Origin of the sequence: Arthrobacter subterraneus, assembly GCF_900099735.1 — a bacterium.
Taxonomy (GTDB): Bacteria; Actinomycetota; Actinomycetes; order Actinomycetales; family Micrococcaceae; genus Arthrobacter_D; species Arthrobacter_D subterraneus.
The window spans coordinates 1-23,642 of the sequence record NZ_FNDT01000020.1 but is presented as its reverse complement, the minus strand read 5'-3'; the positions used below and the strand labels follow the sequence as shown (position 1 = coordinate 23,642).

The following is a 23,642-nucleotide window of genomic DNA, read 5'->3' as shown; positions in this document are numbered from 1 at the left end:
CTTGCCAGAACGCGCGGGGAGCGGGGACCTGTCTTGTCCACATTGTGACTCCTGCCCCCGCGCTCACGCGCGGGGCAGTTCAATGGTGACCGTCGTTCCCGAACCCAGTTCCGAGTGGATGGAGAACCTGCCGCCGTGGCGTTCCACAGACTGTGCTGCGATCGGCAGCCCGAGCCCGGTGCCGGGGATCTCCGCAGCAACCGAGTTGGACGCCCGGTAGAAGCGGGTCAGTAGATGAGGAAGTTCCTCGGCGGGGATGCCGATGCCGGAATCCTCCACTGCTATCCGCACCATGCCGCGGCTGTGTTCAACGATGTCGTTGCGGTTGCGGTTGCGGTTGCGGTTGCCGGCACCGCCGCCCGGGCCGCTGTCGTCGTCGCTGTTATTCGTGTGAGGGTCTTCGGCACCGTAGCTAACGGTGACCGTTCCGCCGCCGGGCGTGAATTTCACTGCGTTGGACAGGACATTCACAAAGGTGCGTTTCAGGAGTTCGCCCACGCCCTGCACGTGCTGCGGCGAATCTGCCGGGGTTACCCGGATAGAGATGTTTTTAGCGGCGGCGAGGGGCATCAGGTCGGCGACCACCGACTCGACCAGGGGTTCCAGATCTATCCGGGCGTTACCAAGCCGGGTGCCGGCGTCGAGCACTGACAGGGCCAGGACGTTCTCCACCAGGGTGCTCAGCCGCTGCCCGTTGCGTTCGATGACCGACAGCATTCTCCGCGCGGCTGCCGGCAGTTCCCCGGCGTCGCCTTCCTGCAGCAACTCAACATAGCCGAGGATCGAGGCCAGGGGAGTGCGCAACTCGTGGTGGATAGTGGCGATGAATCCATCCCTGGCGGCGTCGAGCTCCCGGAGGCGGTTCATCACCTGCTGCTGGCCGAGGATCAGCTGGCCCTGTATCATGCCGTAGGCAAGGTTGCCGATCAGGTGCTGGAGGAGCGCAATCTCGGCATTGGACCACTTGCGGTGGCCGCGATCGGCCGCTATCCAGAGCACTCCGAAGGAGGACGCGCCCTCGCCGATCGGCAGCAGCAGCCCGCAGCGGGTGAAACCCTCCATCCGGGCGCGGATCTTCGGCAGGTGACGCGGGATCTCGTGGGGTCTCCCGGGGCTCACGGCCATAGAGCCCGAGGTTCGCCAGAGGTCGGTGCCCAGCTCGCGCAGTTCCTCCTGCTCGGCACTGACGTCGCTGGGTTGTCCGCAACCCTCACCGCGCAGCCAGCGTGCGGAGTCGCAGGAGACCCGTTCGTCGTTGAAGATGTGCAGGGCCACCTCGTCCGCCTCGAGCGCCTCACCGATGCCCTGCAAAGTGAGTTGGACCATTTTCGCCGGCTCGTTGGTGTGGCGGATCTCTTCGGAGATCCGCCTGACCCGTTCGCGAAGGAACGCGGACTCGTTGCTTCGCTTCTGGCGCAGCCGATTGCGGTGGATTGCGGTGTTGACCCTGTGCAGCAGTTCGGCTGAGGCGATCGGCAACAGAAGGTAGTCGCTGGAGCGCGTTGCCAGTTCGGGGTGGGACGTGACCTGGTCAGCCGAGGAAGCGATGAGCACTACCGGGATGTCCCTGCGCAGCAGGTGGTCGGCCTCCTTGGCGATGGTCGCAAGGTATTCCAGGGCCATTCCGGCGCCGACGATCGCAACATCAGCCCTGCACTCGCGCGCCTCTTCGAGCCCGCGGACCATATCGCTGTGGGCCGCGACGGCGAACCCGGCCTCCCGGAGGCTGCCCGCAATCTCGGCGAGCAGGTCGACGTCCGAGTCCACTAACAAAGCATTGCCCACCGGAATACCCAACTCGCCGGTTGCGCCCAAGACTCGTCCCCTTCGGTCGAAAGACAGACCCGTGTGTTGATGCTGGTCCTGCCGAGTCTAGCGACGCGGCCGGTGCTGTGCTGAAAGTGGCGGTACTATCGTGCATCAGCCGTCCTGAGCGAAAGGCTTGAACGTGCGCCGTGGCACCAATCTCCCCCGGATGGGGGACTTCAACCAGAGCGTCATTCTTGATGCTATCCGGCGATCCAGTGACGGATTGAGCAGGGTGGAGCTGGTGGATCTGATCGGGCTCTCCCCGCAGGCAGTTTCCAACATCACCCGGCGCCTGCTGGCTGAGGAGCTGATTGTGGAGGCCGGGAAATCCGGCTCCGGCCCGGGCAAGCCGCGGACCATCCTGCGCATCAACCCGTCGGGTCGATATGCGATCGGCGTCCACCTGGACCCGGCGCTGATGACGGTGCTGCTGATGGACCTGATGGGTGTGGTGCTGCACCGCAAGGTCCGCGAAATTCCGCAGAGGACAGAGCCGGGCGGGATCATCGATGCGATCGCCGGTGAAGTGAGCGCGCTGCTCGCCGAGTCGTCGGTCGATCCCGCACGTATTGAAGGCATCGGCGTGGCACCGCCCGGGCCAATCGACCAGCCGACGGGCGCTGTCGTGGACCCTCCCCTCCTGCTTGGCTGGCACCGGGTTCCGCTGCGGGATGCGTTGGCAGAGGCCACCGGCATGCCGGTTCTTGTGGAGAAGGATGTGATAGCTGCCGCTGTCGCCGAGATTTGGGGCGGCGGCCGGGAAAGCACGGAAAGCTTTGTCTTCGTCTATATCGGAACGGGTATCGGCAGCGGCATAGTGATGGGCGGCGAGGTGATACGCGGGACCTCGGGCAACGCCGGGGAGATCGGGCATATCGTCACTGATTGCAACGGTCCCGAGTGTGCCTGCGGGATGCGCGGCTGCATCGCGGTGACCTGCGATCCGCAGTCCCTGGTGCTCGAGGCGGAGCGGCTGGGCGTGCTGAATGAGGAGCGGCACCGCAACGGCGATGTGGCCGACGGGCTGCTTCAGCTCTGCACCGCTGCAGACCAGGGGAACGACCTCGCCGTCGAGATTCTCAACCGCGCGGCTGTGCGAACGGCCCGGGCGGTGTCTGTGCTCGCCAACGCGCTGGATGTGGACCGCGTGGTATTCGGCGGGCCGTTCTGGGAACCGCTGGCGAGTCGGTATCTGGAGGTGGTGCCGTCGTCGTTGTTGGGCTTCCGCGCCGCACGGAGCATCCATCCCGTGGAGGTGGTCTCCACCGGAATCGGCGACGACGTTGCAGCCGTCGGGGCGGCATGCCTCATGCTCGAGCGCACCCTTGGCCCCCGTGCTGAACGCCTGATGCTGGCGCGCTGAGCCCGACTGTTCTGACCAGCGGATTTCCATGCTTGACACATACCCCCTAGGGGTATAAATTCAGGTACCGATGATCGGGAAGGCAGCAGCGATGAGCGGAACACGGGCGGGCAGGGCAGGCCTGGCCGTTCCGCACGCCGTCGTCGGCTTTCTGGGTCTGGTAGCCGTGATTGTCGGGATCCTGGCGATGCATGTCTGGATGAGCGGCCACGGACCGACGGCGGCACACGGGGTCCATGCGCTGCCGGCACCGGTGACCGCCGCCGTCGAGCCTGCTTCCCACCATGCCTCGCCCGCTCCCGCTCCGGCGCCCGGCACTGACCCGGGACCGGTACACGGCTGTGCCGGGTCCTGTGAGGACGACGCCGTGGCGCTGGGGCTCTGCGTGCTGGCGTTCATTGTCGTGACCCTGCTGGCATTCCTGCTTCCCATGGGCAGGATGGTGCCCGGTGCGGTGCTGCTGCGCGGGCCGCCCCTGATTCTCCTGCGACCACTGGCGATTCCTGTTCCCTGTCTGGTCCGACTCTGCATCAGTCGGACCTGAGTGCGGTGCCCGCGGGGCATCGAGCACATTCCAGACACAGAGAACAGAAGGATCAGATCAACCATGAAGCGTTACCTTTCCCTTTCAGCGTTGGGCGTTGCCGCCGTCGTTTCCCTGGCCGGTTGCGGGGCGGGTGCGGAGTCGCAGCCCGGCCCGGCCGGGTCGTCCGGCGGCTCGAGCTCATCCAGTTCGCCGGAGTCCGCCGCGCATAACGACGCCGACGTGATGTTCGCGCAGATGATGATTCCTCACCACCAGCAGGCCGTGGAGATGAGCGACATGGTGCTCGCCAAGGAAGGCATCAACCCGGAAGTGATGGACCTGGCTACCAGGATCAAGGACGCCCAGGCGCCCGAGGTCGAAACCATGACGGGGTGGCTGGAGGCCTGGGGTGAACCCATGGCGATGGACGGCGGTATGGAGGGCCATTCCATGGAGGGCATGCTGAGCCAGGACCAGCTGGCGGAACTGGAATCAGCCGAAGCCGATGATGCCGCCCGGATGTTCCTCGAGACCATGACGGCTCACCATGAGGGCGCCGTCGCTATGGCCCAGGAGGAGATCGAGAACGGGGAGAACCCTGACGCGATCGCGCTCGCCGAAGCCATTGTGGCCGCCCAGGAGGCGGAGATCGAGGAGATGCGGGCCCTGCTCGCGGGTCCGTAACCTTCCGCTCATACCCAACCGTTGATTTGGCAGGACACGCCGTGAATAGTGGTCCATACGGGGTGTGTCCTGCCAAATCAACGCGGGGCATTGTGGGTTAAATCCATTCGATGTACTATTCCTGGTAGCGGCAGCCTCCCGATGCCCCAGTTTCAAAGGAGAAACCATGCGCGGCGCCTCTCGAACCACTCCTGCAGCGGCGCTTGCCGCGCTCCTCGTGCTCAGCGGCTGCTCCGGCAGCGACGGCGGCGGCGGGGAAGAAGCTTCCAGCAACACACTGCGGATCATTTACCAGAAGGCGGGGGACGCCTCCCCGCTGGACACCCTGATGCAGACCACCAAGGAGCAGTTCGAGGCCGCCAACGAGGGCGTCACTGTTGAACTGGAACCGGTCGAGGGAACGGACGAGGATTACAACACCCGCCTCGCCCTCTCGCAGCGCTCGCCGGACACCGCTCCGGACGTCTTCTACGAGGACACCTTCCGCCTCCGCTCCGACGTCGAGGCCGGCTACCTACTGAACCTTGACGAGCGCCTGGCCGGCTGGGATGAGTGGGTCTCTTTCAACGAGGGGGCCAAGGAAGCAGGAAAGGCCGACGACGGCAGCACCTACGCGGTGCCCCTCGGCACCGACACCCGGGTCATCTGGTACAACGAGCGGGTGCTCGAGGACGCAGGGGTGGAAGTCCCCTGGCAGCCCGAATCCTGGAATGACCTCCTCGAGATGGCGCGCACCGTGAAGGAAGCACAGCCCGATTCACGGCCCTTCAGTATGTATGCGGGAACCGGCACGGGCGAGGGCACCGTGATGCAGAGCTTCTACGAGCTGCTCTACGGAACGGAGAGCGGCGGCCTCTACGACGAGGAGTCGCAGAAGTGGATCGCAGGTTCGCAGGGCTTTATCGACTCGCTGGCCTTCCTCAAGACCCTTTACGACGAGGAACTTGCCGTCACGCCGGCGGAGGCCCTCGATCCGAATGTATGGCAGGTGGTCCTCGGCACCATGCTCCCCGAGAACCAGATGGGCGCCACCGTGGAAGGTTCCTACGCGCCGTCGTTCTGGCAGGAAGGCGGCATGCTGGAGTGGCCGGAGTACGCCGACGTCATGGGCGTGGCTCCCTTCCCCACCCAGGACGGGCAGGAGCCGGGCGCCGTGAGCATGTCGGGCGGCTGGACGCTCGCGGTCGGCGCAGGGACAGAGAACCCCGACCTCGCGTTCGAGTTCCTCACCACCGCCATGACCCAGGAAAACCTGCTGCAGTACACGGTGGACAACTCGCAGATCGCGGTCCGCACTGACGTCGCCGACGCGCCCGAGTACCTGCAGGCCAACCCGTTTGTCGAGGATGTCTCAGCCGTACTCGATGTCACCAACTACCGGCCCGCCACCTCGAGTTACGCCGAGATTTCGACGGCGGTCCAGGAAGCCACCGAAGCTGTCATCACCGGCGGCGCTACCCCGGAGGAAGCGGCAGCAACCTACGACGAAGCGCTCAAGGCCATCGTCGGCGAAGAGAATGTCGTTGAGGAGTAGCCATCTCTTCCACGGTCACTTCCCGGGGCTCTTCCTCCGGCGCCGCGCGTCGGGGTTACCGCGGGAACAACAGGCAGGAGCGGGAGCTGGGCGGACGGGGCTCCCGCTCCACCACCTCGCTGCTCAAGGCGGTGCCGCTGCTCCCTGCGATCGTGCTCATCGGGATCTTCCTGGCCGGACCGATCGTGTGGTCTTTCTACGGGTCCTTCACCAACGCCGCGCTGACCGGAGCCAACGCCAAGAACCCCGAGTGGATCGGCCTCGACAACTACACCAGCCTGTTCGCAGACCCGCTCTTCCCGAAGTCGCTGCTGCTTACGGTCATCTTTGTGCTCGTCTCGGCAGTGATCGGGCAGAACTTCCTCGGGCTCGGCCTTGCGTTGCTGATAAGACGGGCACACCGGCCAGTTTCCGACGTCGTCGGGATCTGCGTGGTGGCAGCGTGGGTGCTACCGGAGATCGTAGCGGCGTTCGTGGCGTACGCCTTCTTCTTCCGCGACGGCACGCTGAACCAGCTCACCGGGTTCGCGGGCCTGCCCGCGGTGGACTGGCTCTTTGAGCACCCGATGCTCGCGATCATCCTCGCCAACGTCTGGCGCGGTACCGCGTTCTCGATGATGGTGTACCAGGCCGCGCTCGACGATGTGCCGCAGGAGGTCACCGAGGCCGCGGAGATCGACGGCGCGGGCGGCGCCAAGACGCTGGTCTTCGTCACGGTTCCGATGATTCGGCGCAGCATCGCGACCAACCTCATGCTCATCACGCTGCAGACCCTCGCGGTGTTCACGCTGATCTACGTCATGACCGCCGGCGGCCCCACCAACCGCAGCACCACCCTGCCGATCATGGCCTACGAGGAAGCCTTCCGCTACAGCGACATCGGCTACGGCACGGCGATCGCCGTGGTCATGCTCATCATCGGCGCCGCGTTCTCCCTCGCGTACATCCGCCTGCTGCGCGAGAGAAACCCGTCATGAGCGTTCCCTTTTCCAGCACACCCACACCGACGACGACGGCGGCACCCCGGACCGGCGGAGCCGGCAGCCCCCGCGGTGCCCACCGGGGCTCACCGAGCTGGACCGCGAGTGCCGTTCTGGGCCTGATTGCCCTGTGCTTCGTGGTGCCGCTCAGCTGGCTGGTACTGGCGTCCTTCGATGCGGAAGCGACGTACGAGACTGCCCTGCCGGCGTCGTTCTCGCTGGCCAACTTCACCGCAATCCTGACGCCGGAACAAACGTTTCTGCCGTTGTGGAACAATCTCATCCTGTCCGCCGGATCGGCGGCGGTCACGGTGATCGCAGCGGTCCTGGCCGCCTATCCGCTGTCCCGTTTCAACACCCGGTTCAACCGGCCGTTCCTCTACACGGTGCTCTTCGGCACGTGTTTGCCGATCACCGCGATCATGGTCCCGGTCTACAGCCTGTTTGTGCAGCTGAACATGCTGGACTCACTCGCGGCAACCACGTTCTTCATGGCCGCGACCTCGCTCCCCATGGCCATCTGGATGACCAAGAACTTCATGGACTCCGTGCCGGTGTCGCTGGAGGAGGCGGCGTGGGTGGACGGCGCGTCCGCCATGAAGGCGCTATGGCATATTGTGGTTCCGCTGATGCGGCCGGGTCTCGGCGTCGTCTTCATCTTTGTGTTTATCCAGGCGTGGGGGAACTTCTTCGTGCCGTTCATCCTGCTGTTCTCCCAGCAGAACCAGCCGGCCGCGGTGAGTATTTTCCGGTTCTTCGGGCAATTCGGGACGATCGCCTATGGTCAGCTGGCCGCGTTCTCGATTCTGTACGCGCTGCCCGTCATTGTTTTGTACGTCCTCGTCTCGCGTGTGTTCGGTGGCTCCTTTGCCATGTCGGGCGCCCTGAAAGGTTAGATCACATGCACGACAATCGACTCCTCGTTGAGGCGCGGATAGCCCGCTTCCTCGCCGAACGGCTGACTCCCGCGGTGTGGCCGGTTTCCGTGCCGCTGGAGGTCTCCTTCTGGGAAGCACCGGGGGAACCCGTGCCGTTCACGGACGCAGCATCCCAGCGGTTTGAGCCGTTTGTGGTGGGCTCGGCCTGGGGGCAGCCCTGGGGGACCACCTGGTTCCGGTTCGCCGGGACGGTGCCGGAGGAGTGGTCCGCGGGCGGGTCCGTGGAGGCCGTGATTGACCTGGGTTTCTCGCGGATCATGCCCGGATTCCAGGCGGAAGGGCTGGTGTACGCGCCGGACGGCCGGGTGATCAAGGCACTGGAGCCGCTGAATATGTGGGTGCCGCTCGATGCGGCGCCGGGCGGCGCCGTCGAGTTCTATGTTGAGGCGGCCTCGAATCCCAATGTGATTGACGGGTTCGATTACCGGCCCACCCCGCTCGGTTCCCTGTCCACCGCGGGGGCCGATCCGCTGTACACGTTCCGCCGGGCAGAGGTGGCGGTGTTTGACCGTGAGGCCTGGGAGCTGGGCCAGGACGTGTGGACGCTGAACGGGCTGATGCACGAGCTCCCCGTTGACCTCCCGCGCCGGCACGGGATCCTGCGCGCGCTGGAGAAGGCGATCAACGCCGTCGACCCGTCCGACATCAGCGGCACGGCTGCCGCCGGCCGCGCCTGCCTGGCCGGGGTGCTGGCCTCCCCGGCGTATGCGAGTGCGCACCGGATACATGCCGTCGGGCACGCACACATCGACAGTGCGTGGCTCTGGCCGGTCCGCGAGACCGTGCGGAAGGTGGCGCGGACCTTCTCCAACGTGCTGGAGCTCATGGACCGCAACCCTGACTTTGTGTTCGCGGCGTCCTCGGCGCAGCAGTATGCGTGGCTCAAGTCCTTCTATCCGGATGTGTTTGAACGGGTTGCGGAGAAGGTGCGGTCCGGGCAGTTTGTGCCGACGGGCGGCATGTGGGTGGAATCCGATACCAACATGCCCGGGGGAGAGGCCCTTGCGCGGCAGTTTGTCGCCGGAAAACGGTTCTTCCTGGAGAACTTCGGTGTGGAGCCGCAGGAGGTGTGGCTGCCGGATTCCTTCGGGTACTCCGCGGCGCTGCCGCAGCTGGTGCGGGCGGCGGGGTCGCAGTACTTCCTGACGCAGAAGATCTCCTGGAATGAGACCAACCTGTTTCCGCATTCCTCCTTCCAGTGGGAGGGCATCGACGGGACGCGGGTGTTCACGCACTTCCCGCCGGTGGACACGTACAACTCGGATCTCAGCGGGCCTGATCTCGCGCGGGCTCAGCGCAACTACCGGGAGAAGGGTGCCGCCAACACGTCGCTGGTTCCGTTCGGCTGGGGTGACGGCGGCGGCGGGCCTACCCGCGAGATGCTCGCGGCGGCGGAACGCACCGCTTCGCTGGAGGGCTCACCATCCGTGACGCTGTCCTCGCCGACCCGGTTCTTCTCGGAGGCGGCTGCCGAGTATCCGGATGCGCCCGTGTGGTCCGGCGAGCTGTACCTCGAGTTTCACCGCGGCACGTACACCTCCCAGGCCCGGACCAAGCATGGCAACCGCCGGTGTGAGCATCTGCTGCGTGAGGCGGAGCTGTGGTGCTCGGTGGCTGCGCTCCGTGCCGGTTTCGACTACCCGTACGACGAGCTCGAAACCGCCTGGCACACCGTCCTGCTGCAGCAGTTCCATGACATCCTGCCCGGATCCTCGATTGCCTGGGTGCATGAGGAAGCGGAGCGGAACTACACGGCGGTCGAGGCATCACTTGAGTCGCTGATCGAGGCAGCGCTGAGTGCGCTGCTGGGTTCCGGTGCCGCCGCTGTGTCGCTGAATGCAGGCCCGTACCGCGTCGGCGGCGTGCCGGCGCTGGGAGGTGCAGTGCCGCCGTCGTTGGCCGTTTTCGAACCGGTGCGGAAGGGATCTTCCTGGGTGCTGGAGAGTGATTCGCTGCGGCTCACGGTCGATGAGAACGGATTGTTCACCTCGCTGGTCAGCCTCGCCGGGGGTGCTGCTCTTGGTGGGGGGCGCGAAGTGATTCCTGCCGGCATGCGGGCGAATGTGCTGCAGCTGTTCCGGGATACGCCGAACCAGTGGGATGCGTGGGACATCGACGAGCACTACAAGTTCAACGTCACCGAGCTGACCGATGCGGTGACGGTGGAGGCTGTCGGTGCGGTGCTGCGGGTGGAGCGGGTGTTCGGGAAGTCGCGGCTGGTGCAGCGGATTTCGTTGAGTGCTGACGGTACTGCGGTGGACATGGCGATCGAGGCCGACTGGCATGAGCAGCAGAAGCTTCTGAAGCTCGCGTTTCCGGTGGATGTGCTCACGGACCGGGCGGCGTCGGAAATCCAGTTCGGGCACATTCAGCGGCCTACCGCCGTGAACACGTCCTGGGATGCCGCGCGTTTTGAGACGGTGGCGCACCGCTGGGTGCACGTGGGGGAGCCCGGGTTCGGGGTGTCGTTGGCGAACGATTCGACGTATGGGTATGACATTTCCCGGGTGGAATCGCCCTCCGGGGTGCCGCATACATTGGTGCGTGCATCGCTGTTGCGGGGGCCGCTGTTTCCGGATCCGCAGGCTGACCAGGGCTCGCACTGTTTCCGGTTCTCGCTGCGGCCGGCGTCCGGGGTGGCCGAGGCGGTTGCGGAGGGGTACCGGGTGAACCTGCCGGTTCGCGCGGTTGCGGGGGTGGGTACGACCTCGGTTGAACCGGTGGTGACGGTGTCCAACCCGGCGGTGGTGGTGGAAGCCGTGAAGTTGGCAGAGGACCGCAGCGGCGATGTCATTGTGCGGCTGTATGAGGCGTTCGGCGGTAGGGCGTCGGCGGTGCTTTCCACTGGGTTCGGGTACTCGTCGGTGGAGGTGACCGATCTGCTGGAGCGGCCTCTTTCCGTTGAATTCATCGACGATGACGACGGTGTGGCGCTTTCGCTGCGGCCGTTCCAGTTGGTGACGCTGCGGTTTCGGGTTCGGTCTCGCTAGGCTGGCCGGTCCCGGTTTGCGGCTGGGTCGCTGGGGTTGGGTTCGCTTTGGGTTGCCGGGCGCACCTGAGGCGGTTCGCTTTGCTTTTCTACTGTCTGCCGGTTCCCTTCCTGGATGGCCGGTGGGAGCATGGTTGGCATGAGTGAGACTTCCCACGAAGACGAGCACAACGTCGCCGCCCGGCCCAAACGGAAGACTCCTGATGAGCACAGCGGCAACCAGGACGAGCAGGCGATGCTGCATCGGCGTCGGGAAGCAGAACAGAAGCTGCAGGAGCGCCAGGAGGAAGCCAGCCGCGAGGGTTCTTCGGGCAGCGACTAACCCCAACCGGTTCGGGCGGCGTGGGTTCTTCGCGCAGCGACGACTAACCCACGCCGGTTCGGGTAGCGTTCACTGATCCGCGCTGTTCATCTGACCGGTAGCCCTGCGCGGCGGCAAACCCTGGGCAGCGGAGACCGAGCCACGCCCGTGACTTTGCGCGTGACACCAACCGGGGAGGTTCGGCGAGTCCGTTATGCGCCTATTCAAGCCGCCTGGGCCTTAGAAGGGTGGTGGTGGTTCGGGGAGGGTGGTGTAGGTTTTCCCGCCCAGTGAGGTGACGTGAGGGGTGCCGTGTTGGTCTTTGCCGGCGGGCCAGATCCCTTCGGTTTTGATCATGTGGTGGAGTTTGCATCTGGGTCCGAGGTTCTCCAGCGCAGTATGCCCGCCGTGCGCCCAGGGGGTGAGGTGGTCGATGTCGCAGGTCCAGGATGACCGGTTACACCCCGGATGGGTACAGGTGGGGTGGGTGATCCTTACCCAGTCCTGGAGGTGTTTGGGTGGCCGGTACCGGTCCCTGCCGACACTGAGCACCGCCCCGGTTTCGGGGTGGACGAGGATCCGGGTGAAACTCGGCGCGTGCGCGGCGAGGCTGCGGGCGGTGTCCGGGTCGATCGGGCCGTACCCGTCCAACAGGCCGTTCTGACACCCGGACACGTCCGGAACACCGGGGGCGGTGCCGGCGCGGGGCTTCCGGCCATCCACGCCGGCTCCGGCACCGGCACCGGGGTCAGGGTCCGCGAAGCCGGACGACCGGGTGCCAGGACCATCGGCACCGTCGCCGGTGCCACCGGCGCCGCCGCTACGTTCCGCGCTCTTTCCGCCGAAACCCTTGATGCCCCCGGCGCCGGCCCCGACTCCAGCCTCCGCGTCGTCTTCCGTCGCATTCGTGAGGAGGTTTTGCCAGTCGCTTCGCTTATGCCCCAGGAGGGTCATGACCGGGACGGTGACGAATACGCTGGCCCCGATCCCGCGGAACCCGGTGCCTTTCTTCACGTCCCCGGTACAGGTGTGGGTCGGGACATCAGCGAACACGTCGGCCCGTAACTGGGACAGGATCCGCGCCTCAGTGGGGCCTTGGAGGGAGCGGGCGGCGGCGTCGACCCGGTTGAAAATCCCGTGCGCCTGCTCCGCGGGCAGGTACGCCCCCAGCCACGCCATCCCGTCCTGCTCCGGCTGAACACTCACCGAACGGTCCTGCACCGCCCGTGCCCTGCGCACAGTGATCGATTCCGGGTGGAGTTCCTCCCGGACCCGCCGGCACCGGCGTGCCAGTTTCGGGCGGGTCAACGCACCAGCGGATCCCAGGACCGTCTCCTCAAAAGTGGGTAGGGCTTCGAGGGGGAGGGACCCGGATTCCTCCACCAGGACCTGCGCCTGCACCGGGCTGACCCTGCCCTCCTCCAACGCCGCCCATGTCCCCGGCAGATCCTGCGTCAGCCGGAGAGCGTCGCCGAGCATCCGCTGGGCGGTCCGCCCCGGAACCCGCAACAACGGGGCGATCTCCTGCGCCGCGAGGGTGAAGCTAAGCCGGGAATCCGCCCCACTCTGCCCGTGCTCTCCCTGGCCGGATCTCGGCCCCTGAGTTCCGTCCATTCCTTGAATGTGGTCGAACACCTCGGCGATCAGGAAAGCCTGCCGGGCGGCGGCCCAGGAGGATAGACGGTCCACTGCCCGCAGGAGATTCAGCGCATCAGTAATTGTCCGCGACCGCCGGGATTCCGGTGTTGGAACGTCCTGCAGGAGGGATATCAGTTCGAATGCCGACGCTGATTCCCGCGCAGCGCGGACACGCTCATCATGACCGTCGTCGTCGAACTCATCGTCCCAGTCCAGTCCCAACGCCTGGCCAAGCGGCATCTCCAGCCAAGGCAGGTCGGCCTCAGCGTACGCCTGCTCCAGCTCGGCCTCCGAAACCGACCACGGCACCGGCAACCGTTCACCACCACCAGCACGAGCACCACCACCAGCGGGATCAGTTTCATCACCAGCGCCGCCACCCGTCCCAGGACCGGCACCCCCAACCACGTTCTTCATACAAAACACTCAATCATCCGGGTGTGACATTTTCGGATCCGACCAGGAACAGCGATTCCATGAGGGCCATTTTTCCTCTCGCGCGAAGAACGGCGTTTCTTCTCATCCACAACAGCCCCACATCAGGCGGAAATGCTGGAGAGTGGAGAGGACATCCGGCAAGGAAAGGCACACCATGACGAAGTGGCGGGTTCGAGACTTCCACTCGACCGACCTGGACGGCATCCTGCACCTCTGGGAAACCGTCAAGGCAAACAACGTCGAGCCCGTCTATTCGCTCTCCGAAGTGCTGGCATCCTGCGAGAAGGATCACGCCGTCGTCGCGGTCCAAAATGACCAGGTGATCGGCGCAGCAGTCGGGCGGGCCGCCCACGACCAGGGCTGGATCGTGTTCCTGGCCATCCTCCCCGAATACCGCAGCCGCGGAATCGGAACCGCTCTGCTCGCAGCCGTGGAAAGCCGGATGGCTCCGCACGGGCTGACCAAACTCTCAGCGCTGATGCCGGAAGCCGAAACGCGGGTGGGCGCCTTCATCAGCAGGGGCTTCGCGATGAAGCAGAACCTGCGCTACTTCGAACGGATCATCCCGGTCCAGCGCCAGGAGCTCGAGCCCCTGAGCTCCCTCGGCGGGAGGGTGCTGGCCCGCGGGCTGTGGGAAAACGTGTCAGGCATGCACCGGGAGAAGGAGCTGCTGGAGCGTCGTCTGGTCCTGCCACTGGCCAAGGCTGATCTGGCGGATGAATTCGGCGTGGTGCCGCCGCGCGCCGTCGTTCTCTTCGGCCCGCCCGGAACCGGGAAGACCACCTTCGCAAAGGCAATCTCCTCCCGGCTGGAATGGCCGTTTGTGGAGGTTTTCCCGTCACGGCTGGCAGCTGATCCGCAGGGGCTGGCGGGAGCGCTCCGGGAGACGTTCCTGCAGATCGCGGAGCTGGAGCACGCCGTCGTCTTCATTGATGAGGTCGAGGAAATCGCGTCGCACCGGTCGGGTGAACCGCCGTCGCCGCTCCAGGGGGTCACCAACGAGCTCCTGAAGATCATCCCGGCGTTCCGCGAACAGCCGGGCAGGCTGCTCATCTGCGCCACGAACTTCATCCGCACCCTGGATTCCGCCTTCCTGCGCCACGGGCGTTTCGACTACGTCATCCCCATCGGCCTGCCGGACCATCAGGCCCGCGAGGCCATGTGGCAGCGCTTCATTCCGGCTTCCGTAGTGAACGACGTCGATGTGGACCTTCTGGTGCGCCGCACCGATGGCTTCACCCCGGCTGACATTGAGTACGCAGCCCGCAGCGCTTCCCAGCGTGCGCTGGAGAAAGCCGTTTACGGGAACGGCAGCGGCCCGGGGGAGCGGGAGCCCGGAAAAGGCCCGTCCACCCAGGACTATCTCGATGCGATCGACGATACCCGGACCACGGTCAGCGAACAGGTTCACGAGCAGTTCCTGGAAGACATCGGTGCCCTCGGGCGGGTGTAGCCGGATATAACCGGTCAGCCTTCGCCGGCGTCCCCCAGTGTCCCAAGGAGCTCACCGATGCTGTGGTGCGCCTCCAATTGATGGCGCAGCGGGACATCAGAGTGGATCAGGTAGGTATTGCGCCGTCCACTGCGCTGTATCTCCAGATAGCCCTCGTCCACCAGTTCCGCGACGATCCGCTGTGCCGCCCGTTCGGTGATCCCGACGCTCGCTGCGATGTCCCGCATGCGCAGCTCCGGGTCCCGCGCGATACAGATCAGTACATGCGCGTGATTGCTGAGAAATGTCCAGTCGGCCACGCTCCAGCATAACCGCTACCTGTTGCACGTAATGTAATTCGTGTTTTAGATAGCGCATGTGGTGCGATGGTTCCATGATTGACCCCGTCATCCTGTTCTTCCTGCTCGGCGCAGCCGCGGGTCTGTTGCGCTCCGAACTGCGTCTGCCGGCAGCTGTCTATGAGCTGGTGACCATAGTGCTGCTGCTCTCCATCGGTCTCAAGGGCGGCATTGAACTTGCCCGGCAACCGTTCGGAGCGCTGGTACCGCAGATGCTCGCCGTCGTCGTCATGGGCTTCGCACTGGCGCTGCTGGCCTTTCCGGTCCTGCGTTATATCGGGCGGCTCAAGCGTGCCGACGCGGCGTCCATTGCCGCCCACTATGGCTCCGTGAGCGTGGGTACGTACGCCGTGGCCGTCGCCTACCTCGGCAGCCGCGAGGTGGCTTTCGAGGAGCACATGCCGCTGCTGCTCGTCCTGCTGGAGGTGCCCGCCATCCTGGTCGGCATTGTGCTGGCGCGGGGATTCTCCCGGGGAACGCGCTGGGGCTCTGTTGCCCACGAGGTCTTCGGCGGCAAGGGCATCGTCCTGCTGATGGGCGGGCTGTTCATAGGGTGGATCGCCGGCCCGGACGGTCTGTCCTCGATAGAGCCGCTGTTCTTTGACCTGTTCAAGGGGATCCTGGCTCTCTTCCTCCTCGAAATGGGTCTGATCACCGCTGCCCAGATCGGTGGTCTTCGCCGGCACGGGCTGTTCCTGGTGGCGTTCGGCATCGCGATGCCGCTGTTCTCGGGATTGATCGGCGCTGGATTGGGAACCGTCCTCGGGCTTTCGCTCGGCGGAACCGCCATGCTCGCCACTCTCGCTGCCAGCGCCTCCTACATCGCGGTGCCGGCAGCCATGCGAATGTCCGTCCCGGACGCCAATCCCACCCTGTCACTGGCGGCATCGCTCGGGGTCACCTTCCCCTTCAACGTACTGTTGGGCATTCCCATTTACTATTCAATCGCGACGTGGATCCACGGTTAGGGAGAGATAAAGCATGGAAAGTTTCACCCGAAAGCTGCTGACCATTGTCACTGAAGCGGCACTGGAAACTGTCCTGGTGCAGGATGTGGAAAAGCTCGGTGCGCACGGCTACACGATCACGGACGCACGGGGGAAGGGGCACCGCGGCGCCCGAAGCGCGGGCTGGGAAACCGACGCGAACATCCGCCTGGAAGTGGTCTGCGACGAACCGACCGCCGAGAGGATCGCAGCGTATGTCCGCGACCATTACTACGAGAACTACGCGATGATCCTCTTCATCAGCGACGTCTCTGTACTTCGGCCTGAAAAGTTCTGATCATCGGTGCCCTGGGACGGGTGTAGCCCGCTCGGTATGAAACACGCAGCTTTTGGTGCAGCTCGGTCAGCTTTCCCTGAGGCTTTCCCAAGATCCGAGCCGCAACGTCTGGCGCACGAATAGCTTGGTTGTGGGAAAGTCATCCGGCGACCAACCGTTGTCGAACTTCTCCGCCCACCTTCGGACCTGAAAGGTACACAGTGCGCCCATCATTCCGCGCTCTCACCGCCGCAACTATCACAGCGGTCGCCCTGAGCGCCTTCGTTCCGGGCGCCGCAACCGCCGCACCCGCAACCGGCGAAGACCCGGTCCGCTATCTGGTGCGCTATGCGCCGGGCACCGACGTCGCTGCGGCCGCCGCTTCCCTGCGGAAGTCGGGTAAGGCTGTCGGGCGCACCTTTTCCACTGCCGTCCGTGCCGCCGTGATTACGACGACGCCGGCACAAGCCGCAGCGCTCGCTACCGCACCGAACGTCGTGGCCGTCGAGCAGGATCTTCCCGTCCGGATCTCCAATACCCAGTCCAACGCTCCGTGGGGACTGGACCGCAGCGACCAGCGGACCCTGCCCCTCTCCTCCACCTACACGCCGCCTGCCGCCGGCGCGGGCGTCAACGTATACGTCGTGGACACCGGCGTTCTGGCTTCCCACGCCGACTTCGGCGGTCGGGTCGCCGCCGGATACACCACCATCGCGGACGGCCGCGGATCCTCCGACTGCAACGGACACGGCACCCACGTGGCCGGCACGGTAGCCGGCACCACCTACGGCATCGCGAAGTCCTCCACGGTGATTCCGGTCCGCGTCCTCAACTGCGACGGCGGCGGTTACATGTCCGACGTCGTCGCCGGCCTGGACTGGGTCGCCGCCCACCACGCTGCCGGCGTACCCGCTGTGGTGAACCTGAGCCTGGGCGGCGGGGCGAACTCCACCGTTGATGCCGCGCTCCAGAGTGTCATCAACGACGGCGTCACCGCTGCCGTCGCTGCCGGCAACTCAGCTGTCGACGCGTGCACCAGCTCCCCGGCACGGGTTTCAGCCGCGCTCACTGTTGCGGCGAGCGATTCCTCGGACCGACAGGCCTCCTTCTCCAACACCGGTTCCTGCGTTGACCTCTATGCGCCCGGCGTCGGGATTGCATCGGCCTATCACACCTCCAATACCGCGGTTGCGACCCTGAACGGCACCTCCATGGCTTCACCGCACGTGGCCGGTGCTGCCGCCGTCGTGCTTTCCCAGAATCCGGCACTCACGCCGGCCCAGGTGGCAACCAATATCACCGGGGCCTCCACGACGGGGGCCATTGCGGGAGCATCGACCGGCACGCCGAACCGGCTGCTTTATGTCGGCACAGGAACGACGACGACGGCCACCAAGCCGGCAGCCGCAACCAATGTCAAGGCCACTGCGGGCAGCAAATCGGCAAAGGTGACCTGGACCAAGGGCAGCGACGGCGGTTCGCCGCTGACCGGGCAAACCCTGTACGTCTACTCGGGCACCAGCAGGATCGCGGCGCTGTCCGTCTCAGCCTCGGTGGCCAGCGTCACGGTGACCGGACTGCGGTCACGCAGCTACTACTCGTTCAGCGTTGTGGCCACGAACAAGCTCGGCAGCAGTCCGGAGTCAGCGCGGTCCAACACGGTGCGGGCGAGGTAGCAGCGGTGAGGAGGGCGGCGCCGTCGTCTTCCTGGCCACGAGGTGGGATGGGATCTAGATCTTCGGGTCGGACCAGCCGAACTCAACGAGCGCTTGCTCCCACGGAACGTTATCGCCTTCCTCGGCCATGGCGGCGTCAAACGCCTGTGCATCGTCGCTCTCCTCGAGCTCGTCGACGTTATGTTCGTGCTGTTCAGAACTCATTGGTGCACCCATTGCCATGGCGGTCCTTACATTGCTTTCCTGGCCATAGACGGATCGACTGCCGCGGTGAGCCATCCCTTCGCATGCTGGCGCGCCGAGGCGAGATGGCCATTGAGGATCGCAACTTCATCAGGCGACGGGTACTGGACGGCATCGTTCACCACGAGATGAGTGCGAGCCCACTGAACAACCTGGCCCCAGTCCCAAAGGTGCGCGCCCGCGAGGACAACGGGTTCAGGAAAGTCGGAAGCCGCCTTGCGTGTTCCGCGGCACCAGTTGTTTACTGCCTGTCGCGATACCTCGAGACGCTCAGCAATTTCAGAAGCGGTGACAAGGTCCTGGACGACGGAGAGAATTTCGATGCCCGCACCATCGAGTGATTTAGCGAGGTCGAAGAATGAATCCAGGGCCGGCCCTGCAAGGAGCACTGCGGCGAAAGTTTGCTTCCCGTGGCGGGAAATGTGGGCATCCCACTCATCGCAAAGGAAGTCCTCCTGAGCCTCGCTCAAAGGGCGGAGACTTAACCGAAGTTCCAGCGGTTCCGTAGGTGGCATGTACCCAGTAGGCCACCTACGACGCGGTGTTGTCAATTGTAAACAGCTATGTTCGCCTTCGGAGTAGATCGTGCCTGTCAGGGCACCGAGACGCGTCCCTTCTTATCTGCTGCGCATGCCAGGTGGGGCTACGCGGAGTGCCGTTGATGCGGATGGATGAACCATCCTCCCCGCACGGACAGTAGATATAGAACTTGTGGCCCTGTCTTCGAAGACGCCAACCGGCATCCTCCAGCTCGACCAATGCATCGAAGATGTCCTTGTGGACTTCCCCTCTGACGTCTCTCGCCAGAATCCACTCAGCGCCCATAAGCCAGCCATTCGAAGGGCGGACGGCACCATCCCGAGTACGTAGGAGCCGCGAGAAGAGTCATGAGAAACAGCGTATCGGGCGCTACCCCCGTGCTTCCGCAAACCGCGGCGCCATTGACTCCATCTGCTCCATCACCAGCTTGATCGCCCCCGGCTGTTTGTCCGGCGGATACCCGTTCTTGACGAGAAGCCGCTTGATCGAAGACCGCAGCTTCGCCCGGACGTCGTCCCGCACAGTCCAGTCGGTCCGCACATCGCGACGCATCACCTCGACCAGATCCCTCGCGATCTTCGCGAGTACATCGTCCCCCTGCTCCAGCACCGCAGACTTGTTCTGCGAGACGGCATCGTAGAAAGCGAGTTCGTCGTCATTCAACGGAGGCGAAAAACGCTCACCGCGTTTCGACTCTGCAGCCACTTCCTTCGCCATCTCGACCAGCTCCGCGATGACCTCTGCTGAAGTGAGCTGCTGGTTGGTGTACTTGTTCATCAGCTCGGCGATCCGCTCCGCGAACGCCCGCTGCCGCACCACGTTGTTACGCGCAACCCGGGTCGACTCCTCAATGAGGGTCTTCCGCAACGCCTCAATCGCGAGCTGCGGATTCCGTGCCTGACGCGTCGCCGCAACGAACTCCGGCGTCAGATCATCGAGCGACGGCTTCGGCATCCCCGCCGCCTCGTAGATGTCCACGACCTCACCGGAAGCGGTGGCCGTCGCAATCAACTCATTGAGCATGCGCTGGATCTCGGCTGGGATCGGCTCGCCCCGTGACTGCCGGTCCTCGGCGTCGAACTTCGCCATCCAGACCCGGATCTCCTCATACACCTGGATCTCCGGCCGCAACTCCACCAGTCGTCCGGAACAGAGCGCGTATGCCCGCGCCAACTGTCCCGAAATGCGACGGTACCGGTCAGCAAGCGTTTCGCCGTCGTCGTCGGGCTTGTTGCCGGGAGTGCCGGGGTCACGCAGATAGTTGGCCGCGCCGCTGACCGCGTTCAGGAATGCCCTGGGGCCGCCGCGGTGCAGGACCGCTTTCCAGTCATAGCCGGCCAGCAAGGTGCGCAGCTCCTGCACCAGGTCGGTGGCGATGCCCACCGCCTCGTCGATGTTCTTGCCGATCGGCTTCCGCGCCTGGTCGGTGTCCGTGTACTCCGCCAGCGCCTTGGCCAGGTTGTCCGCCAGTGGAGCGTAGGCCACCAGCAGCCCGTCCTGCTTGCCGCGGAACGTGCGGTTCACGCGGGCGAGCGTCTGCATCAGCAGCGCACCCTTCAGCGGCCGGTCCAGGTACAGGGTGTGCAGGGGCGGTGAGTCGTACCCGGTGAGCATCATGTCCTTGACGATCACCAGTTCCAGCTCATCGTCGACGTTCTTGAGCCGCTCCTTGATGGACGCGTTGGCGCTGTCGCGACGAACGTGCGTGCTGACCGGCGGTACGTCGGTGGCATCGCCCGAGTAAACGACCTTGATGCGGCCCTTGTCGAGATCACCCGAGTGCCAGTCCGGCCGCAGCGCCACGATCGCCGAATACAGGTTCGCGCAGATCTCCCGCGTGGCCCCGACGATCAGCGCCTTGCCCGGCTTGTCGATGAACTTGGTCATCTGCGTCCGCCGGTCCTCCCAGTGCGCCACCAGGTCCGCGGCGAGCGACTTGATCCGCTCCGGCGCCCCGTACACCGCATTGACGACGGCGACACTCTGCTCAAGGCGCGCACGTTCCGTGTCGTCGAGGCCTCGGGTTGCCTCGTCAGCGGCGAGGTTGAGGTCCTCCTGCGTCACCGACTCGGCGAGGTTGACCTTGATCAGCCGCGGCTCGAAGTAGACGGGCACGGTGGCGCCGTCCTCTACGGCACGGGAGAGGTCGTAGATGTCGATGTACTCGCCGAAGACCTCCTTGGTATTGCGGTCCTCGAAGGAGATCGGCGTTCCGGTGAACGCGATCAGCGTGGCGTTGGGCAGGGCGTCGCGGAGGTGGCGGGCGTAGCCGTCGAGGTCGTCGTAGTGGCTGCGGTGCGCCTCGTCGACGACCACGATGATGTTGCGCCGGTCGGACAGCAGCGGGTGGTCGTGGCCGGCGTCGCGCTCGTCCTTGCTGCGGCCGAACTTCTGCAGCGTGGTGAAGTAGATGCCGCCGGTGGTGCGGTTGCTGAGTTCCTCGCGGAGCTCGGAACGCTTGCGGATCTGCTGAGGCGTGCCGGGCAGGAGCAGGCTGCGGGCAAACGTCTCGTAGAGCTGTCCGTCGAGTTCATTGCGGTCGGTGATGACCACGATGGTGGGGTTCCGCAGCCGCGGATGCCGCCCGACCTGGTTGGCGTAAAGCTCCATCTCCATTGACTTGCCGGAGCCCTGGGTGTGCCAGACGACGCCGGCCTTGCCGTTGCTCTCGACCGCCTGGACCGTGCTTCCCACGGCCTTGTTGACGGCGAAGTACTGGTGCGGTTTGGCGATGCGTTTGGAGAGTCCGTCGGACCCTTCATCGAAGGCGGTGAACGACGTCGTCAGTTGCAGGAAGCGGAGCTGCTCATAGAGGCCGAGGAGGGCGGTTTCGAGCGGATGCATCGGTTCGCCGTCGACGATCTGGCCGGGCTTGACGAGGTTACCGTCGCCGTCGACGTTCCAGGGAGAGAAGTGGTTGAACGGTGTGAACGGGGTGCCGTAGCGGGCGATGATCCCGTCCGAGACGAGCGCGAAGACGCAGAACCGGAACGCCATGGGGAATTCCCGCAGGTAGGTGCGGAGTTGGGCGTGGGCGCCGCCGACGTCGGCATGGGCGCTGCCGGCCTTTTTGAGTTCGAGGATGCTGACCGGCATGCCGTTGCAGTAGAGGACGACGTCGAGGCGACGGCGGTAATCTCCCTGCCGCAGGGTGACCTGGTTGACGGCGAGCCAGTTGTTGTCGGCGGGTTCGGTGCTGAGAAGGCGGAGCGTTGGGTTCTGTTCGGTGCCGTCGGAGTCGATGTAGCTGAGTCGATAGCCCTCGACGAGGAACCGGTGGATGCGGTGGTTCTCAGTGAGGGCGTCCTGCGACTTCGGGGAGGTGATGTCGGCCAGTGCCTGCTTGATGTACTCGGCGGGGACGTCGGGGTTGAGCCGGCGGAGTGCGTCGAGAAGGCGGGGGCGGATGAGCAGCTCGTCCCAGGTATCGCGTTCGCCGGAGCCGGGTGCTATGTACTCGCCGGCTTTAGGTTCCCAGCCGAGCGGTTCGGCGAGGACCTCGAGGGTGAGGCCCTCCCAGTCGGCTTCGGTGTAGCTGGTTTGTAGTGTCATCTGTTCCCCCTGTTTGTCGATCTACGGCTGAATGTTATGCTGGGAAAGTAGGACGCGGAAACGCCTCCCGCCCATCCGAAACCCCGCCACTGAGCGGGGTTTCGTGCTGTCAGGTCAGGTTGGTGACCAGATGTACTTGTAGCGAGTGATTGACATCAGGCTGGTCTGGATCGAGGCCATGGCAGTTCTCGCTACCGGATGATTTTCCTCGACTGTCATATAGCGGTTAGTGAAAAAGGTTGCGATATCGGCTGCCTGAAGTAACCTGCTGTGGTGCGATGGCCCGAAGTAGATTGTGTCGAGGAAATTATGAAGTGGAACCTTTGTGAATCCCTCCAAGGCACCGTTCTTAAGATTTCCGAACCGACTCCTGCTATCCGGTGCTGAATGATGCTCGTCGGCTAGAACGAGCGCGAACTCTTCGTTGTTATAGTCCCAATTGATGACGTTCTGAACCGACTCCAGCGCGTGACACAACGCCAGCGCATGTGGCTCGTGTGGTTTGCTGTACTTCCGCTCAAGTGCTGGTACGTCGATTCCCCTAAATACGAACTTTGCGCCCGCTTGGTGAAGACTTTTCGCGGCCAGGCGGGAAGCCTTGACCCGCAACGAAACGGGCACGTCTTTCCAGAGTGCTTTTCCTTGAAACAGTTCGTAGGCGTGCAATTCGGTCTTTGGATCGAATCCGCGGACCTGAGACGCCACCATAGCGCCGATCTGGTCGAAACTTTTCTCTATTTGCACCGCGGCCTGCGATCCGACTAGGAGTGCGCCCATGTAGTAATACTTCTGTCCTCGAGCAGATTCATCAATGAAGGTAAGCAGCACGGTCAGTGCGCCCCCAGGACTTCGAGTTGAATGACGTCGAGGCGTAGGGCACTGACGCTTGTGCGCTCTTTCCGGTAGCTGGTTTGTACTGTCATGCGTTCCCCCTGGTGATCATGCTGGTGGACCGTCGTCGGCCAGTTTTGCTTCCAGCTGTTCGACGCTTGGCAATAGTGAAAGTAGTACTTCCACTATTCGCCTGATTTGTGCCGCAGACGGGACTGCCCACGTTTTGGTTGACTCGTGGGGTTGATAGTTTCTAGGCGGCTAGCGCCATGTTGTTGATTGTCTCAAACTCGATCGGGGTTAGTTTACCGAGGGCTTTCTGCCGTCGCCGGCGGTGGTAGGTTCGCTCGATCCAGGTGATGATGGCGAGGCGTAGTTCTTGGCGTGTTTCCCACCGTTTCCGGTTCAGCACGTTCTTCTGCAGCAGGGCGAAGAACGATTCCATGGCCGCGTTATCGCCGCATGCACCGACCCTGCCCATCGAGCCCTTCAAGCCGCTGGCGTGCAGTGCGGAGACGAACTTGCGGGACCGGAACTGACTGCCCC

Annotated in this window: 20 protein-coding genes; 12 read left to right on the top strand and 8 right to left on the bottom strand. The window is 64.6% G+C overall.

The window, feature by feature from the left end; all coding sequences use genetic code 11:
- Positions 1-63: 63 nt before the first annotated feature.
- Positions 64-1,815, bottom strand: a complete 1,752-nt coding sequence (locus BLS52_RS15430; protein WP_217636774.1) for a sensor histidine kinase — start codon at positions 1,813-1,815, stop codon at positions 64-66.
- A 160-nt stretch (positions 1,816-1,975) separates the two neighbouring features.
- Here BLS52_RS15430 and BLS52_RS15425 point away from each other — a divergent pair, with 160 nt between their 5' ends.
- From BLS52_RS15425 to BLS52_RS15390, 8 genes are all read left to right on the top strand, one after another.
- On the top strand, positions 1,976-3,172 hold the full coding sequence (locus BLS52_RS15425) for an ROK family transcriptional regulator (RefSeq protein WP_090587904.1): 1,197 nt from the start codon (positions 1,976-1,978) through the stop codon (positions 3,170-3,172).
- Between the two features lie 91 nt (positions 3,173-3,263).
- The gene (locus BLS52_RS15420; RefSeq protein WP_139186292.1) at positions 3,264-3,716 is read left to right on the top strand and encodes a hypothetical protein; all 453 of its coding nucleotides are present in this window, start codon (positions 3,264-3,266) and stop codon (positions 3,714-3,716) included.
- Between the two features lie 63 nt (positions 3,717-3,779).
- The gene (locus BLS52_RS15415) at positions 3,780-4,382 is read left to right on the top strand and encodes a DUF305 domain-containing protein (RefSeq protein ID WP_090587901.1); all 603 of its coding nucleotides are present in this window, start codon (positions 3,780-3,782) and stop codon (positions 4,380-4,382) included.
- 166 nt (positions 4,383-4,548) lie between these two features.
- Positions 4,549-5,916, top strand: a complete 1,368-nt coding sequence (locus BLS52_RS15410) for an extracellular solute-binding protein (protein ID WP_090587899.1) — start codon at positions 4,549-4,551, stop codon at positions 5,914-5,916.
- Positions 5,917-6,047: 131 nt separating this feature from the next.
- Positions 6,048-6,893 carry a carbohydrate ABC transporter permease gene (locus BLS52_RS15405; RefSeq protein ID WP_425425044.1) on the top strand — a complete coding sequence of 282 codons (846 nt, stop codon included), beginning with the start codon at positions 6,048-6,050 and terminating at the stop codon, positions 6,891-6,893.
- Positions 6,890-7,792: a carbohydrate ABC transporter permease gene (locus tag BLS52_RS15400; RefSeq protein ID WP_090587897.1), complete on the top strand. Its 903-nt coding sequence runs from the start codon at positions 6,890-6,892 to the stop codon at positions 7,790-7,792. The genes BLS52_RS15405 and BLS52_RS15400 overlap by 4 nt, the downstream gene beginning before the upstream one ends.
- A gap of 5 nt (positions 7,793-7,797) precedes the next feature.
- Complete coding sequence (locus BLS52_RS15395) at positions 7,798-10,824, top strand: alpha-mannosidase (RefSeq protein ID WP_090587895.1); 3,027 nt, start codon at positions 7,798-7,800, stop codon at positions 10,822-10,824.
- A gap of 138 nt (positions 10,825-10,962) precedes the next feature.
- Entirely contained in the window at positions 10,963-11,145 is a 183-nt protein-coding gene (locus BLS52_RS15390; protein WP_139186291.1) for a hypothetical protein, read from the top strand.
- Positions 11,146-11,364: 219 nt separating this feature from the next.
- On the opposite strand, the gene BLS52_RS15385 is transcribed toward BLS52_RS15390, so the two are convergent.
- Positions 11,365-13,071, bottom strand: a complete 1,707-nt coding sequence (locus tag BLS52_RS15385) for an HNH endonuclease signature motif containing protein (protein ID WP_175460196.1) — start codon at positions 13,069-13,071, stop codon at positions 11,365-11,367.
- Positions 13,072-13,354: 283 nt separating this feature from the next.
- On the opposite strand from BLS52_RS15385, the gene BLS52_RS15380 reads away from it, so the two are divergent.
- Complete coding sequence (locus tag BLS52_RS15380; RefSeq protein ID WP_090587891.1) at positions 13,355-14,653, top strand: ATP-binding protein; 1,299 nt, start codon at positions 13,355-13,357, stop codon at positions 14,651-14,653.
- Positions 14,654-14,667: 14 nt separating this feature from the next.
- On the opposite strand, the gene BLS52_RS15375 is transcribed toward BLS52_RS15380, so the two are convergent.
- Positions 14,668-14,952 carry a helix-turn-helix transcriptional regulator gene (locus BLS52_RS15375; protein WP_090587889.1) on the bottom strand — a complete coding sequence of 95 codons (285 nt, stop codon included), beginning with the start codon at positions 14,950-14,952 and terminating at the stop codon, positions 14,668-14,670.
- A gap of 74 nt (positions 14,953-15,026) precedes the next feature.
- Between BLS52_RS15375 and BLS52_RS15370 the strand changes: the two genes are divergently transcribed.
- From BLS52_RS15370 to BLS52_RS15360, 3 genes are all read left to right on the top strand, one after another.
- A complete protein-coding gene (locus tag BLS52_RS15370) occupies positions 15,027-15,959 on the top strand; it encodes a sodium-dependent bicarbonate transport family permease (protein ID WP_090587888.1) in 933 nt (310 codons plus the stop codon).
- A gap of 13 nt (positions 15,960-15,972) precedes the next feature.
- Positions 15,973-16,275, top strand: coding sequence for a P-II family nitrogen regulator (locus BLS52_RS15365; RefSeq protein ID WP_090587886.1), 303 nt, complete (start codon positions 15,973-15,975; stop codon positions 16,273-16,275).
- 200 nt (positions 16,276-16,475) lie between these two features.
- Positions 16,476-17,930 carry a S8 family serine peptidase gene (locus BLS52_RS15360; RefSeq protein WP_090587884.1) on the top strand — a complete coding sequence of 485 codons (1,455 nt, stop codon included), beginning with the start codon at positions 16,476-16,478 and terminating at the stop codon, positions 17,928-17,930.
- A gap of 54 nt (positions 17,931-17,984) precedes the next feature.
- Here BLS52_RS15360 and BLS52_RS18570 read toward each other — a convergent pair whose 3' ends face one another.
- From BLS52_RS18570 to BLS52_RS15340, 5 genes are all read right to left on the bottom strand, one after another.
- Entirely contained in the window at positions 17,985-18,134 is a 150-nt protein-coding gene (locus BLS52_RS18570) for a hypothetical protein (protein WP_175460195.1), read from the bottom strand.
- A gap of 26 nt (positions 18,135-18,160) precedes the next feature.
- A complete protein-coding gene (locus BLS52_RS15355; RefSeq protein ID WP_090587883.1) occupies positions 18,161-18,643 on the bottom strand; it encodes a helix-turn-helix domain-containing protein in 483 nt (160 codons plus the stop codon).
- Between the two features lie 439 nt (positions 18,644-19,082).
- Positions 19,083-22,265 carry a type I restriction endonuclease subunit R gene (locus BLS52_RS15350; protein WP_090587881.1) on the bottom strand — a complete coding sequence of 1,061 codons (3,183 nt, stop codon included), beginning with the start codon at positions 22,263-22,265 and terminating at the stop codon, positions 19,083-19,085.
- 114 nt (positions 22,266-22,379) lie between these two features.
- Positions 22,380-23,093, bottom strand: coding sequence for a DUF3800 domain-containing protein (locus BLS52_RS15345; protein ID WP_139186289.1), 714 nt, complete (start codon positions 23,091-23,093; stop codon positions 22,380-22,382).
- Between the two features lie 256 nt (positions 23,094-23,349).
- A partial coding sequence (locus BLS52_RS15340; RefSeq protein WP_139186288.1) for an integrase core domain-containing protein occupies positions 23,350-23,642 on the bottom strand: 293 nt, incomplete at its 5' end.